The sequence below is a fragment of the Sphingopyxis sp. EU05-FHT14B03 genome (genome assembly GCF_058790875.1).
This window is the reverse complement of the sequence record NZ_JBYTDC010000002.1, coordinates 786,440-801,013: the sequence shown is the minus strand read 5'-3', so window position 1 is coordinate 801,013 and position 14,574 is coordinate 786,440. Positions and strand designations below refer to the sequence as shown.

Here is a 14,574-nt window from a genome sequence, read left to right as displayed (position 1 = left end):
CTATAGACCCGACCCACAGCGTTATCGCAATGCGTTAAAGCTCAGGCCCGCCCTCGGTCACCGTCCAAGTCTGGCCCTTCTTGAGCAGGCTTTGCAGGTCGGCCTTCTTGCCTTCGGATGCCGCCTTGTTCTGGCGCCAGACGTCAGCTTCGAAGGTCGGGCGGGGGTCGTCGTAGAGGACGCCCAAAGCCATCGGGAATTCGCCGAAGCGCATTTCGACCAGCATGTGCGCGACGCTGCGGTTGGTGACGTCATGGACGATCACCCCCGCCGCCTGCCAGTCGCCATCGACGACGTCGACGACCTTCAGATGCAGTGCTTCGCTGTCGAGCGCGATGCCCTTCGTGCCCTTTGCAAAGACCATCGGTTCGCCATTTTCGAGCCAAAGCTGGCGGTCCTCGGCGCCCTTGGGGGCGGCGAAATCCTCGAACACGTCCTTGTTGTAGACGATGCAATTTTGGAAGATTTCGATGAAGGCGGCGCCCTTGTGGGCATGGGCGGCCTTCAGAACCTCGGGCAGCTTTTTCGACACGTCGAAACCGCGCGCGACGAAGCGCGAACCGGCGCCGAGCGCGAAGGCGGCGGGCTGGGCCGGACGATCGACCGAACCATAAGGCGTCGAGGGACTGGAGGTGCCGACGCGGCTGGTCGGCGAATATTGGCCCTTGGTGAGGCCATAAATCTCGTTGTTGAACAGCATGATCTGGCAATCGAGATTGCGACGGATCAGGTGCATCGTGTGGTTGCCGCCGATCGACAGCCCGTCGCCGTCGCCGGTGACGATCCAGATGTCGAGACCCGGATTGGCGAGCTTCAGCCCCGTCGCGAACGCCGGCGCGCGGCCATGGATCGTGTGGAAGCCATAGGTTTCCATATAATAGGGGAAACGCGACGAGCAGCCGATGCCGCTGATGAACACGGTGTTTTCGGGCGTCGTGCCGATTTCGGGCATGGTGCGCTGCACCGCCTTCAGAATCGCATAGTCGCCGCAGCCGGGGCACCAGCGGACTTCCTGATCGGTTTCCCAATCCTTGAGCGTCGTGGTGCGGGCGATGGTGGTCATCTCGTTCATCAGAGGGCTCCCTCGATCGCGGCTTCGATTTCGGCGATGGTGAAGGGCTGGCCCGACACCTTGTTCACCGGCTTCGCGTCGACCAGATACTGGTCGCGCAGCACGGTCTTGAGTTGGCCGGTGTTCATCTCGGGCACGATCACCTTGTCATAGCTTTTGAGCAATTCGCCGAGGTTGGCGGGCAGCGGCCAGATGTGACGGATATGGATGTGGCTGACGTCGGCCCCCTCGGCGCGCTTGCGGCGCACCGCCTGGTGGATCGGGCCAAAGGTCGAGCCCCAGCCGACGACCGCGAGCTTGCCGCCCTCGCCACCCAGCTCGACGACCTGATCGGGCACCTTGATGCCGTCGATCTTGTCCTTGCGGATGTCGGTCATCGCCTGATGGTTCGACGCCTCGTAGTTGATGTGGCCGGTGTCGAGTTCCTTCTCGATCCCGCCGATACGGTGGAGCAGGCCGGGAGTGCCGGGCTTGACCCACGGGCGCTTGAGCTTTTCGTCGCGGCCATAGGGCTTGAACCCGCCTTCGGGCACTTCGGTGAGGAATTCGACCGGGAACGCCTCGTAAGTCGTCAGGTCGGGCACCGCCCAGGGTTCGGCGGCATTGGCGATATAGCCATCGGTGAGCAGCATCACCGGGGTCATATATTGCACCGCGATGCGCACCGCCTCGATCGCGCAGTCGAACGCGTCGCCGGGCGAGCGCGCGGCGATCACCGGCAGCGGCGCGTCGCCGTTGCGGCCGTAGACCGCCTGATACAGATCCGACTGTTCGGTCTTGGTCGGCAGGCCGGTCGAGGGACCGCCGCGCTGCGAATTGACGATGACGAGCGGCAGTTCGGTCATGATCGCGAGGCCCATCGCCTCGCCCTTCAGCGCGATGCCCGGGCCCGACGAGCTGGTCACACCGAGCGAGCCACCATAGCTGGCGCCGATCGCCGAACAGATCGCCGCGATTTCGTCCTCGGCCTGGAAGGTCGTGACGTCATATTCCTTGAGCCGCGACAGGTGATGCAGGATCGCCGAGGCGGGGGTGATCGGATAGCCGCCGAAGAACATCGGCAGCTTCGCAAGCTGTGCGCCCGCGACGAGGCCCAGCGCGATACCCTCGGCACCGGTGAGTGTGCGATAGAGGCCGGGCGCGACCGGCGCGGGATCCACATGATGCTGGGTGAGCGGTCCCGCGAGTTCGGCGGTCTCGCCATAAGCGTGACCGGCGTTGAGTGCCGCGACGTTGGCGGCGGCAAGATTCGGGTCCTTGGCGAATTTTCCGTTGAGCCAGTTGATCAGCGGCTGGCGCTCACGGTCGAACATCCAGAGCGCGAGCCCCAGCGTCCACATATTCTTGCAGCGCAGCGCTTCCTTGTTGCCGAGCCCGAAGGGCTTGACCGCGTCCATGGTGAGCTGACTGATGTTGAGCTTGAGCAACTGCCATTTGGCGAGGCTGCCGTCATCGAGCGGGTTGGCGTCGTACTTCGCCTTGGCGAGGTTGCGGTCGTTGAACTCACCCTCGTCGGCGATGATCAACCCGCCCTGCTTGAGCGACGGCACATTGGTCTTGAGCGCCGCGGGGTTCATCGCGACGAGCACGTCGGGCGCGTCGCCCGCGGTGTCGATCGCCGACGACCCGAAATTGATCTGGAACGCCGACACGCCGAACAACGTGCCCTGCGGCGCGCGGATCTCGGCGGGGAAGTCGGGAAAGGTCGCGAAGTCGTTGCCCGCAAGCGCCGACGACAGGGTGAACTGGCCACCCGTCAGCTGCATCCCGTCGCCGCTATCGCCGGCAAATCGAACTACCACTGCATCGGAAAGGGGGGACTGCCGATTGTCGGCTCGGTCCTCTACCGCACTCGCCATTTTCTATCTCTGCCTTTGAATCTTGCGAACCTGTGACATCGGCCTAGGCCCGTCGGCGCGATGCCGCAATTCAGAAAAAATTGTGCGCTGCAAAGCGAATGCGCGGCATAGGCGACGAGATCGGTTGCCAATTGCCATTGAATTATCGGCCGCGATGCCGAATAGCTGCGCCAACAACATAAGCGAGGGATGAACAGGATGACCGACGGCACCACCCATTTTACGCGCCCCGATGTGGCGGCCTTTCTTGCCTTCCTGAATGCACAGGAGGGCCCAAAGATGGAGGAGATGCCGGCCGAGGACGCTCGCGAAATGTTCCGGGTGATGACCCAGATGGCCGACAGCCCGCGCGGCGAGATCGCCAAGGTCGAGGACCGCAGCATCCCCGGCCCCGCCGGCGATATTGCGATCCGCCACTATGACAGCCGACCTGACCGCGCGGTCGGGCCGGTGCTGGTCTTTTATCACGGCGGCGGCTGGGTAATCGGCGACCTCGACACCCACGACGGCTGGTGCGCCGAGGCAGCACGGCAGCTCGACATGCCGGTGATCGCGGTCGATTATCGGCTGGCGCCCGAACACACCTTCCCCGCCGCGCCCGAAGATTGCGAGGCGGCGACGCGCTGGGTCGCCGACAATATCCCTTGCACCGGCCTGGTGCTGGCCGGCGAAAGCGCGGGCGGCAATCTGACCATCGCGACCGCGCTGACGCTGCGCGACACGCCGGCGTCGAAGCCGGTGATCGCGATTCACCCCATCTATCCCGCGGTGACCACCCACGACGACTGGCAAAGCTACCGCGATTTCGGCGAGGGCCATTTGCTGACCCAGGGCAGCATGACTTGGTTCAGCGATCAATATGCCGCCGACCCCGCCGACTATCGCGCGTCGCCGCTCGATTTCCCGGCCGAGGGCCTGCCGCCGACGTTGCTGGTCACCGCCGGGCTCGATCCGCTGCGCGACCAGGGCCGCGCCTATGCCGCCAAGCTGGTCGAGGCGGGGGTAACGACGGTTTACCGCGAGGGCGCGGGCACGATCCACGGCTATATCAACCTGTCGCAGGGCATTCCGAGCGCCAAGGACGACATCAAGGGGGCGCTGACCATGCTCAAGGCGATGGTCGCCGAAGCGACCGCGACGGCATGATCGACCATAGCAGCCTGCCCTATCGCCCCTGTGCCGGGGTGATGCTCGCCAATCGCGACGGCCGGGTCTTCGTCGGGCAGCGGCTCGATACGACGAGCGAGGCGTGGCAGATGCCGCAGGGCGGGATCGACCCCGGCGAGGACGCCGAGATGGCGGCGATCCGCGAACTCGGCGAGGAAACCGGGGTGCATGGCGGGTTGGTCGAGATCATCGCACGCAGTCGCGAGGAATATTTCTATGACCTGCCCGATCATTTGATCGGCAAGATGTGGGGCGGCAAATATCGCGGCCAGCGCCAGCACTGGTTCCTGATGCGCTTCATGGGCGAGGACAGCGACGTCAATATCGCGACCGAGCATCAGGAGTTTCGTGCCTGGCGCTGGTCCGACCTGAACGAGATTGAGAAATTGATCGTGCCGTTCAAGCGCGCGCTTTACCGTTCGCTGGTCGAGGAGTTCGGGCCGCTGGTCTGATCGCGGAGCGCGAGCGCCGTGCGGAAGACATCGGCGAACATCGCCGCGGTCAGGCGCCCGGTGTTCGTGTTGTAGCGCGAGCAGTGATAGCTGTCGACGAGGTGCCGGCCATCGGGGAGCGCATGGACGGCGCTATGGGCGAAGGGGTAGGTCGCCAGGCGCCCGCCGAATGACCGAACGACCGCGTCATGCGCGATCTTGCCCAGCGCGATGATGACACGCATTCCGGGCAGCGCGGCCATTTGCGTTTCGAAAAACGGGCGGCAGGCGGCAATCTCCTGCGGGGTGGGCTTGTTTTGCGGCGGCAGGCATTTGACGCTGTTGACGATGATCGCGCCGTCGAGGGTCAGGCCGTCGTCAACGCGGGCATCATAGCGCCCCTTGCTCAGCCCAAATTCGGCCAATGTCGCAAACAGCAGGTCACCGGCATAGTCGCCGGTGAAGGGACGCCCGGTGCGGTTGGCGCCATGCTTACCGGGCGCGAGACCGGCAAGCGCCAGCCACGCATCGGGATCGCCAAACGCATAGACCGGCGCGTTCCACCAATCGGGATATTCGGCGCGACACGCGGCCCGAAACGCGACAAGGCGCGGACAGTTCGGGCAATCGCGCGGCGGCTCGGTTCCCGGCAAAGGGCTTACAATTTCCACCCCGCTGCGATAGGCGCTGCGTCATGTCCGATGCAACGTCGCCCTCCCGGATTCCTTTGGCGCTCTATGCGATCGGCCTGGGGTCGAACCGGCGCCATGCGCGCTTCGGCGATCCGCGGCAGGTGTTGATGGCGGCGCTGGACGCGCTCGAAAGCGCGGACATCGAACCAGTGGATGCCAGCCCGATCATCGCCAGCGAGCCGATCGGCCCGTCACGCCGCCGCTATGCCAATGCCGTCGCGCTTGTCGCCTCGCCGCTTTCCCCGTCCGAGATGCTGAGGCGACTGCAGGCGATCGAGGCCGCATTCGGCCGCCGTACCGGCCAGCGCTGGAGCGCGCGCACGCTCGATCTCGACATATTGCTCTGGTCGGGCGGCACCTGGGCCGACCGCGATCTCACCATCCCGCACCCCGCCATGGCGAGCCGCGCTTTCGTCCTCGGCCCGCTGCGCGCGATCGCGCCCGACTGGCAGCACCCGCTGCTCGGCCGCAGCGTCCGCCAGCTCGCGGCGAAACTGGTGCGGGCAAAGCCGGTTGACCGGAACGCATCGGCGCACTAGGGCGACGGCTCACTTCGCGAGACCGCCCGTCCGGGCGCCGCGATGGGCCCTTAGCTCAGTCGGTAGAGCAACTGACTTTTAATCAGTAGGTCGCTGGTTCGAACCCAGCAGGGCTCACCATATATTTCACCCAAAACCCACAAAAGCAGAGCTGAGGACAACTCTTGACCGCGCGCCGATTCAGCGCGACGAACCGCTATGCCCAACGCAAATTTCTTCGAAACATATCCTCTCTACCGCAAGTTCCACGAGAACGTGCCTTCCCGAATGGACAATATCCCTAAACCGCGCATCAACATGGATCCCGTTTATCCCCTTGACGCATGTATGAGCGTTCGTGCCCTCTGAGGGCAGGTTCGCCATCTGTACCCAGCCCGCGAGGCCGCAACCTGCCGGTTGCGTTTGCGGATAAATGCGCCCCTATTGACTCGATCCGCAAACGGCCTTATCACCCCTGCCTAGAGCAAAGGCGGGAGGTTACCCCATGTCAGGCGAGACGATTCAATTCGAGCAGGCAGCGGAACGGGCGAATTCGGACGCTGAGAAGCGCCAGCAATCCACCATCTCATTTCCCTACCTCGACCTCAGCGTCGCGGTCGAGGTTTCGCAGGCTATGTACGACACGCGGGGCCATGGGGCTGTAGAGGCCCATGAACTCGCGGCGACGATGAATCAGACCCTCAGCGGGGCCTTTCGGCTCAAGACCGGCACTGCTCGTATTTTTGGCCTGACCGAGCGAGATGGCCGGGACGCCACTCGGCTCACCAAGCTTGGATTGCTGATCATCGAGCCGCAGACGGAAAAGGAAGCGCGGGCCGAAGCATTTTTGCAGGTACCGCTCTACCGCGAGATTTACGACAAGTACAAAGGCCAGCGCCTTCCGCCTCCCAAGGCGCTGGAGCGCGAAATGGAAGCGCTGGGCGTGTCGAACAAGCAGACGGACAAGGCGCGACAGGCTTTTGAACGCTCGGCGCGCCAAGCGGGCTATTTCGAGAAGGGAGAGGACCGGCTTGTCCGTCCGCACTTCGCTCACCGCGAAGACGAGGCGCCGCCGCCTCCCGAAGACAAGCCGGACGACAACGGCGGTCGGGGTGCTGGAGGCACTGGCGGCGGGGGCGGCGGCGGCCAGTATCACCCTCTCATCGAGGGCATGCTGCAAACGCTCCCCAAGATCGGCGAACCGTGGCCTGCGCCCGAGCGCAAGGCGTGGCTGACCATGGCCGAATCCATCTTCGCGATGATCTATATGAAGGGGTCCGAGGTCGAACGGCCCGCCTCTGAATCGAATACGGCGACCGATCAGTGATCAGTCGCCGCATCAAAATCCCTGACCATGGAGTGACGCTTTGGACGGCTTGCACTCCGCGGTCCTTCCCGGAGGAAAGGAGGTGCGCCATGTGGTCCATGGCCCGGACATTAGCGGTTAGCTAGCGGCCGAGGGCGCGTCGTTTACACGGCGCGTCCGCGGCTTGCTTTTACGCGAATCCCGTAAACAAGTCAAAAATGGAGTTTTCTACCATGGCTAAGCCGCCACCCCGTCAGACCTCACCGAAGGTCTCGTCGCTCGCTTCGCGTGTCCTTTCGGGCACCACGAAGCCCTCTGCCGCACAGGTCCGCACGCTCGCCGCTTCGGCGCTCGGGCAGGACCAGACGCGCGGACAGAAGCCTAAGGGCAAGTAAGGGCCGGCTCGCGCAAGCGGGTTAGCTTCACCACGCAGCGTGCAGGGATTTGGATCACCCCAGATACCTGCACGCTGTTTTCGTCGTCTACGGCCCCCATATTGGGCGCTAGGGCCTTTATCTCGTCGTCACGGATCAGCCAGCCCACCGACGCGCACCGGATGGTGCCAGGGGCTTCAAATGATGCTAGGTAGGTCCAGTTGGGAATTGGCTGTGCGCTATCTTCCCATTCGATCATGACCAGAGGGCACGACGTGGAGCGATTGACCTTATCCGAAGCCTTGGCGACCGATCGCTTAGACGCGTTCGTGGAGCAAGCCGAAGCGGACGGGGTAGGCCCCGCCCCCTTGGCAGACTTTGACGCGATGGTCGGGCGCATCACAGCGCCCCAACCAGAAGGTCAAACATCCCGTTCACCCGCTCGCGGTTCGACGCGCGGAAAGTGAACTCCGACAGATAGCGCTGCATGTGCTTCGCGCTGATTTGAACGTGCGTCGAGCGGATCGACGCTTTGAACAGCCGCCAGAAGCCTTCCACGGTGTTGACGTGGAAGGTCTCGCCCGAACGGTAGTCGTAGTGGGCGTATTCCTTCTGACCATGCTTCACCGCGCCGTGCGTGAAGCCGTCGCCAGTGAGTAAGTTGTAGCTGTAGAGTTCGTCGGTCGAGACGACCGAACCCGGCTCCACGTTGTCCAGAACAACTTGGCGCAGCGTGTCCTTTTTGACGTTGGGGATGACAACCGCCTTCATCGGGCCGTCGCGGCTGATAAGGCCCATGACGATGGTCTTGCCGGGTGCGCCGCGACCGCGCTTGCCGCCCGAACGACGACCGCCAACATAGGCTTCGTCCAGTTCGACGTGACCGGCGAGCAGCGCGTCGAACGATTGCGCCTTTGCGGTGAGATCGCGGATTTGCTGCCCAATGCGATAGGCGGTCTTGTAGGTCACCCCGAGCTGGCGCTGGAGTTCCTTGCCGCTGACGCCGTGGCGCGTCGTGCAGAACAGATACATGGCGTAGAACCAGCTAACCAGCGGCGTGCGCGTGTCGTGCAGGATGGTGTTGGCGGTCGGGTTCACATGGTGACCGCACGACGCGCAAACGTAGGTGCGGCGCTTCGCCAGCTTGTGAAAGGTCGAGTCCACGACGCCGCACTTGGGGCAGTCAAAGCGGGTGCCGCCGAAACGAACTTGCATGATGTGTTCAAGGCAGGCGTCATCGGTCGGGAAGCGAGCAAAGAACTCGCGAACGCTGAACTCGGGGCTGGCAGAAGGGCTTTTCTTGGTCATGCCATCTTAATGGCAGAGTTCCGTACATGCGTCAAGGGGATAAACGGGATTTTCAGCGCTGGTTTTATATAAAAATTTCTGATGACCTCCAAAGCGTATTCAAAATTGGTCAATCCCCCCCTTGGTCCATTAAAGCTGATCAAGACGTGTCAAAAATGCTCGGAGACCACAAAGAATATTTAACAAAAGGACTCGCTTGCGAATCTCAATCTTATGGGATTGCCGCATTATCCTATTATCGCCGGATAGTAGAAGAGATCATCGATACACTCCTTGATGAAATCGGGACAATGATATCAGAAGAAGAAAGAGAGGCATATGCCTTGGCGCTAACTGATGTCAAAAAGACCAGGATCACATCTGAAAAGATCGAACTAGTTAAGTATTTACTGCCGCCAGTTCTTCGCCCAGATGGGATGAATCCCCTTGCGTTGCTGCATGGGATTTTGAGCGATGGCCTACACGCACAGTCCGACGAACGTTGCCTAGAGCTCGCCGTTGAAGTGCGAGAAATTCTAACATTTCTTGCATCGCAGGTTGCAACAGCAAATGCAGCCTCGCGTTCATTCACCGCGAAGATGAGATCGTTGTTAGAAAAACGTAGTTCAATTTGAGCACTGGAGTGCTCGACCGGGATTCCTGAGTCTCAATTTTCATTTCAGCGGAAACACCGGCGCGGCGCTGACTGTCGCAGGCAGATGCTGCGCATCAGGGGTCGTACCCTTTCGGCAACTTCGTAGAAAAGGGCCGCGACTAATCCGCATCAATGCACGCCCCCGCCGCCGCGCGATACGCAAATCGGACGACGCACGGTGGGAGAATCGTCTCCTGTCAGACAAACTGGCGGCCTTCTGGGGTCGCCATTTTTCTATTGCCCGATGCGCCTGCTAATATTGGCGAGGCATTCCGAGTAATCGAGGCGCCGCCCTCCCCGCTTCCGATTGCGCTTTCGGGCGCGTCCCCCTATGCAGCCAGCTGAAAGCGGGGAGTTTATTCGGTCGATGGTTCGGTTGCGGTTACCCAAGAATTCCGAACTGGCCGATGCCCTTCGCTCGCTCCGCGGACCGTTGATGGTCGTCGGCGGGCTCAGCGCCTTCATCAACGTCCTCGCGCTCGCCAGCTCGATCTTCCTGATGATGGTCTATGATCGGGTGCTGCCGAGCGGCAGCGGGGCGACGCTGTTCGGGCTGTTCGTGCTGTTCGGCCTCGCCTTCGTCTTTCATGGCGTGCTCGACGTCTCACGTGCGCAGATGCTCGTCGATATCGGGCGGGCGTTCGGCGACAAGCTGTCGCCGCGGGTCGAGCAGTTGCAGTGGCAGTTCGCCATCGCACCGCCGCCGGGCAGGCCGCGCCCAACGCAGGACCTCGACCATATTCGTGGTTTCATGTCGGGTTCGGGACCCGCCGCCTTCATCGACCTGCCGTGGGTGATCTTCTTCCTCGCGGTCCTGTTCCTGCTGCATCCGTGGCTCGGCGTCGCGACGCTGGCCGGCATCATCGTGCTCGCCCTGCTGACCTGGCACACCGAGCGGTCGATCGCGAAGAACATGACCCTGCTCGAACCGCTGCGCTATACACGCGGGCAGAATCAGGAAATGAGCTTCCAGAATGCGGCCACGCTGAAGGGGCTGGGTATGACCGGAACCCTCTCGTCGCGGCTGCGGCAGAGCGACGGCGCCTATCAGGATGAAAGCAACCGCATCAGCCGGATCGTCGCCCGGGCGGGCGGAACCGGGCGCATCTTTCGCATCTTCCTGCAATCGGCGGTGCTCAGTGTCGGCGCGCTGCTGGTGATCGACGGCAAGGCGTCGGGCGGAATCATCTTCGCCAGCTCGATTCTCGCCGGCCGCGCGCTGGCGCCGATCGATCAGGCGATCGCGCAGTGGCGCGGCTTCGTCGCGGCCCGGCAAAGCTGGACCCGGCTCGACGAGATGCTCGGCAAACATGCCGAAGAGACCGCAAAGCCCGTTCGCCTGCCGCGGCCGACGAAACAGTTGCAGGTTGACCGGCTGACCCTCGTTCCCGCCGGCAGCGACCGGATCGCGATCGCCGACGTCAGTTTCGACGCGCAGGCAGGCGACGTCATCGGGGTGATCGGCCCGAGCGGATCGGGAAAATCTTCGCTGCTGCGCGGCCTTGCCGGGATATGGCCGCCGGTCCGCGGCGGCATCCGGCTCGACGGCGCGATGCTCGACCAGTGGGAGGGCGACGAACTCGGCAGCTATCTGGGCTATTTGCCGCAGGAAGTCGGGCTTTTGTCGGGCAGCGTCGCGGCGAATATCGGCCGCTTCTTGCCGACGGCGGGGTCGGACCAGATTTTGGCGGCGGCGCAGCAGGCCGGGGTCCACGACCTGGTGGTCTCGCTGCCCGGCGGGTATGAAACCGAAATCGGGTCGGGCGGGCATAATCTGTCGGCCGGCCAGCGCCAGCGTATAGCCCTCGCCCGTGCGCTCTATGGCGATCCGTTCCTGCTTTTGCTCGACGAGCCCAATTCCAACCTCGATCCCGAGGGCGAGGCGGCGCTGGCGGGAGCGATCAAGCGCGCGCAGGGTCGTGGTGCGATCACCTTGCTGGTCACCCATCAGACGCGCATTTTGAGTTCGACCAACAAGCTGCTGGTGCTTCGCGACGGCAAGGTCGCAGCATGGGGACCGCGTGACAAGGTGTTGGCGGCGCTCGCGCAGGGCGCGAAACAGGCGCCGCGCGACGGCGGCCTGAAGGCCGTAAATTAGGCCGCTATGACCGACGCTCAGGACCAGCCAACGGGGACTCCCGCTGCCGCAGCAGTGAGCGTTTCGTCGCCCGACATTGCCGCCGCGCTTGCGACGCGGATGCGGCGCGCGCTGTGGTTGATGGCGGGGATCATCGCCGCGCTGCTGGCCATCTCAACGATCGTGCAGATCGACGGCGCGGTCGTCGGCAGCGGCGCGCTGTCGGCTGAATCGCGGGTGAAGACGATCGCGCATCCCACCGGCGGCATCCTGTCGCGCCTGCTCGTTCGGGACGGCGATCGGGTGCGCGAGAATGACATCGTGATGGAATTCGCGACCGACGTGTCGGGACCGAGTTCCGAACTCAGCAACCAGTCGCTGGACCAGTTGCTCGCGCGGCAGGCGCGGCTCGATGCCGAACGATCGGGCCGTTCGCAGATGCGCTGGCCCGCAGGATATCCGCCGCCCGCCGATGACGAGGCGCGCGCGGCGCTGGCGCAGGAACGGCGGCTGTTGCAACTGCGGCAGAGCGAGATGACCGGAAACCGCCGGCTGCTCGACGAGCGGATTTCGCAGTTCAACGAGCTCAATCAAAGCTATCGCGTCCAGATCAGTTCGGCGCGGCGACAGCTCGAAATCATCCAGCCCGAGCTGGCCGGACTCCGGCAGCTCTATGAAAAGCGGCTGGTCACGGTGAACCGGCTCAACCAGCTCGAACGCCAGGCGGTCGAACTCGAAGGGTCGATCGGCGCGCTCGAGGCGAACATCGCGCAGACCAACGCGCGCATCTCCGAAGTCCGCGAGCAAAAACTCACCATCGAGCAATCGCGCCGCGCCGAAGCCGGCGCCGAACTGGCCCAGGTCGACGCAGCGATCGCCGACCAGCGCATCCGTATCGCCGACGCCGACGACCGTTTTTCGCGCTCCGTCGTGCGGGCGCCGGCAGCGGGGGTGATCGAAAAGCTGGCCTTTACGACGATCGGCAGCGCGGTTCCCGGCGGCACCCCGATCGCGCAGATCGTGCCCGACAAGGATGCCCTGATCGTCGAGGCAAGCGTGCGGCCTTCCGATATCGACCAGTTGAAGGTCGGACAGCCGGCCCGGATCATGTTCCCGACGCTCGAACAGAATGTCACGCCCGAACTTGCCGGCAAGCTCATCTATCTTGCCGCCGATGCCACCGACGACGGCCGGGGTGGCCCGCCCTTTTTCCGCATTCGCGTCGAACTGCCGGTCACGACCCGCAACATGCCGATCCATACCCAACTTCGCGCGGGATTGCCGGCGGAGGTGTTCCTGCGCACCGGCAGCCGGTCGCTGATGTCCTATCTGCTGAAACCGCTGCTCGACCAGATCAACCACGCCTTTCGGCAGTGATGCCGTCGTTCAAAAGGCGCCGCGCTCGCGCAGCAGCGCCTCGACCTTTTCGACGTCCGAGGGATAGTTGACATCGCCATAGCCCCCCGCGACGGGATCGACCTCGACCAGCGCAATCGGCTGGCCATTTTCGAGAAATCGTAGCTGTTCCAGGCTTTCTGCGACTTCGAGCGCACCAGCCTGCCAGCCCGCATAGCGCGCCAGCATCGCGGGCTCATAGGCATAGAGACCCAGATGCAGCTTCCGTTCGGCATTGACGTCCGAAGGGATCGGCGAACGCGAAAAATAGAGGGCGTTCCCGGCGCCGTCGGCGACGGCAAAAACCCCCGATGGCCGTCCAGCGTCAATCTCGCCCGCAAGATGCGCCCGCATCTCCCCCGAGCAACGAACGAAGGCGGTGAGGACGGCGCCGGCACCGGCGCGCCACGCCGCGATTAACGCCGCAACATGCGCACGATCGATCGCCGGCGAATCGCCCTGCAGATTGATCACCAGCGACGGAGCCTCCGCCAGTGACGCGACGGCTTCGGCACAACGTTCGGTCCCGTTGCGTGCGGTGGCGGAGGTCATCACGCAGCGCGCGCCGAAACCGGACGCCACATCGGCGATCGCGCGATCATCGGTCGCGATCACGATATCGGCGAGGTCGCGCAGGGCATTCGCCGCCCGCCAGCTATGTTCGACCAGCGGACGGGAGACGCCGTCAGCGCCGCGCAGCGGCGACAGCAGCTTGCCGGGAAAGCGCAGCGAGCCGAAACGCGCGGGGATGATGATCAGGACATCGCGGCGCGCATCACTCACTTTTCGGGATAGCCGGCCTGCAGCATGTCCTGGATATTGAGCATGCCGACCAGCGTCCGGCCATCGGCGGCCATCACCGGCAACACCGCGATGCGATGGCCGCGCATGATCGCAAAGGCATCGTGCTGGTCGGTATCGTCGCCAACCGTGACGGGGTCGGCGGTCATGATGCCCGACGCCGGGCTTTCGCTGCCGTCTAGGAAATGCCGTCGGATGTCGCCGTCGGTGACGATGCCCAGCAGCATCCGGTTCGCATCGACGACCGCACAGGCGCCGATGCCGGTTCGCGACGCCTCCGCGATCACCTGTTCGACCGGCGCATCGGGGCCGACCATGGGAAGCGCGTCGTCCTGCAGCATCAATTCACAAACCGACAGGAAGCGACCGCCGATCCGGCCGGCGGGGTGCAGCCGCGCGAACTGATTGCGGCTGAACGCTATTTCGCGCGCCACGAGCATCGTCAGCGCGTCGCCGACCGCGATGCTCGCGATGGTCGAGGAAAAAGGCGCGATGCCGAAATCGCATGCGGTGTCGAGTGCCGGTATCGCGATGACATGGTCGCACGATGCCGGCACGGCCTCGTCCGGCGCCGCGGTGATCGCCACCGTCTCGGCGCCGATCGACCGGGCATGGCGGATGACATACAATAACTCGCTCGACGCGCCCGATATCGTGATCGCAATCACGATATCGTCCGCCCGTACCATCCCGAGATCGCCGTGCAGCGCGTCGGCGCCGTGCATGAAGGTCGCCGCGACATCGCGCGCAGCAAGGCTGGCCGCGATCTTTCTGGCGGCGATCCCCGACTTGCCGATGCCGGTCAGGATCACACGCCCGCGGCAGGCGGCGATCCTGATTGCAAGCTTGAGCAGCGTGTCGTCGAGGCCGTCGAGCAATTGTTCAAGCGCAACGATGTGGGATCGCAGCACGTTTTTTGCGGGCAACAGCATATCATGCG

At 63.7% G+C, this 14,574-nt stretch carries 14 protein-coding genes and 1 tRNA gene; 9 read left to right on the top strand and 6 right to left on the bottom strand.

Translation table 11 applies throughout. The features are described from left to right. Positions 1-34: 34 nt before the first annotated feature. Together AC3WS4_RS12925 and AC3WS4_RS12920 are read right to left on the bottom strand one after the other, a co-directional pair. Positions 35-1,072, bottom strand: coding sequence for a 2-oxoacid:ferredoxin oxidoreductase subunit beta (locus AC3WS4_RS12925; RefSeq protein WP_056347377.1), 1,038 nt, complete (start codon positions 1,070-1,072; stop codon positions 35-37). Next, on the bottom strand, positions 1,072-2,931 hold the full coding sequence (locus tag AC3WS4_RS12920) for a 2-oxoacid:acceptor oxidoreductase subunit alpha (protein ID WP_492738127.1): 1,860 nt from the start codon (positions 2,929-2,931) through the stop codon (positions 1,072-1,074). The genes AC3WS4_RS12925 and AC3WS4_RS12920 overlap by 1 nt, the downstream gene beginning before the upstream one ends. 198 nt (positions 2,932-3,129) lie before the next feature. Here AC3WS4_RS12920 and AC3WS4_RS12915 point away from each other — a divergent pair, with 198 nt between their 5' ends. Together AC3WS4_RS12915 and AC3WS4_RS12910 are read left to right on the top strand one after the other, a co-directional pair. Further along, positions 3,130-4,077, top strand: coding sequence for an alpha/beta hydrolase (locus AC3WS4_RS12915; protein WP_492738128.1), 948 nt, complete (start codon positions 3,130-3,132; stop codon positions 4,075-4,077). Beyond that, positions 4,074-4,550, top strand: coding sequence for an RNA pyrophosphohydrolase (locus AC3WS4_RS12910; protein ID WP_187141938.1), 477 nt, complete (start codon positions 4,074-4,076; stop codon positions 4,548-4,550). Before AC3WS4_RS12915 ends, AC3WS4_RS12910 begins: the two co-directional genes overlap by 4 nt. Here AC3WS4_RS12910 and AC3WS4_RS12905 read toward each other — a convergent pair. Beyond that, positions 4,511-5,200 (bottom strand): uracil-DNA glycosylase, encoded by a 690-nt coding sequence (locus AC3WS4_RS12905; protein ID WP_492738130.1) that lies wholly within the window; start codon positions 5,198-5,200, stop codon positions 4,511-4,513. The two genes, AC3WS4_RS12910 and AC3WS4_RS12905, sit on opposite strands and share 40 nt — an antisense overlap. A 23-nt stretch (positions 5,201-5,223) precedes the next feature. Here AC3WS4_RS12905 and folK point away from each other — a divergent pair, with 23 nt between their 5' ends. The 4 genes from folK (at position 5,224) to AC3WS4_RS12885 (ending at position 7,440) form a co-directional block, all read left to right on the top strand. Continuing rightward, on the top strand, positions 5,224-5,760 hold the full coding sequence (gene folK / locus AC3WS4_RS12900; RefSeq protein ID WP_056347387.1) for a 2-amino-4-hydroxy-6-hydroxymethyldihydropteridine diphosphokinase: 537 nt from the start codon (positions 5,224-5,226) through the stop codon (positions 5,758-5,760). 44 nt (positions 5,761-5,804) lie between these two features. Then, positions 5,805-5,880, top strand: a tRNA-Lys gene (locus tag AC3WS4_RS12895). Between the two features lie 364 nt (positions 5,881-6,244). Beyond that, positions 6,245-7,066 (top strand): hypothetical protein, encoded by an 822-nt coding sequence (locus AC3WS4_RS12890; protein WP_492738133.1) that lies wholly within the window; start codon positions 6,245-6,247, stop codon positions 7,064-7,066. A gap of 212 nt (positions 7,067-7,278) precedes the next feature. Further along, complete coding sequence (locus AC3WS4_RS12885; RefSeq protein WP_492738136.1) at positions 7,279-7,440, top strand: hypothetical protein; 162 nt, start codon at positions 7,279-7,281, stop codon at positions 7,438-7,440. 378 nt (positions 7,441-7,818) lie between these two features. On the opposite strand, the gene AC3WS4_RS12880 is transcribed toward AC3WS4_RS12885, so the two are convergent. After that, positions 7,819-8,727, bottom strand: coding sequence for an IS1595 family transposase (locus AC3WS4_RS12880; protein WP_492738141.1), 909 nt, complete (start codon positions 8,725-8,727; stop codon positions 7,819-7,821). A gap of 26 nt (positions 8,728-8,753) precedes the next feature. On the opposite strand from AC3WS4_RS12880, the gene AC3WS4_RS12875 reads away from it, so the two are divergent. The 3 genes from AC3WS4_RS12875 (at position 8,754) to AC3WS4_RS12865 (ending at position 12,815) form a co-directional block, all read left to right on the top strand. Continuing rightward, positions 8,754-9,341, top strand: coding sequence for a hypothetical protein (locus AC3WS4_RS12875; RefSeq protein WP_492738143.1), 588 nt, complete (start codon positions 8,754-8,756; stop codon positions 9,339-9,341). Positions 9,342-9,728: 387 nt separating this feature from the next. Next, on the top strand, positions 9,729-11,459 hold the full coding sequence (locus tag AC3WS4_RS12870; RefSeq protein ID WP_492738145.1) for a type I secretion system permease/ATPase: 1,731 nt from the start codon (positions 9,729-9,731) through the stop codon (positions 11,457-11,459). A gap of 6 nt (positions 11,460-11,465) precedes the next feature. After that, positions 11,466-12,815, top strand: coding sequence for an HlyD family type I secretion periplasmic adaptor subunit (locus AC3WS4_RS12865; RefSeq protein WP_492738147.1), 1,350 nt, complete (start codon positions 11,466-11,468; stop codon positions 12,813-12,815). A 9-nt stretch (positions 12,816-12,824) separates the two neighbouring features. Here AC3WS4_RS12865 and AC3WS4_RS12860 read toward each other — a convergent pair whose 3' ends face one another. Together AC3WS4_RS12860 and AC3WS4_RS12855 are read right to left on the bottom strand one after the other, a co-directional pair. Continuing rightward, entirely contained in the window at positions 12,825-13,616 is a 792-nt protein-coding gene (locus AC3WS4_RS12860) for a 3-deoxy-manno-octulosonate cytidylyltransferase (RefSeq protein ID WP_492738149.1), read from the bottom strand. Further along, positions 13,613-14,545 (bottom strand): KpsF/GutQ family sugar-phosphate isomerase, encoded by a 933-nt coding sequence (locus AC3WS4_RS12855; RefSeq protein ID WP_492742814.1) that lies wholly within the window; start codon positions 14,543-14,545, stop codon positions 13,613-13,615. Before AC3WS4_RS12855 ends, AC3WS4_RS12860 begins: the two co-directional genes overlap by 4 nt. Positions 14,546-14,574: the final 29 nt, after the last annotated feature.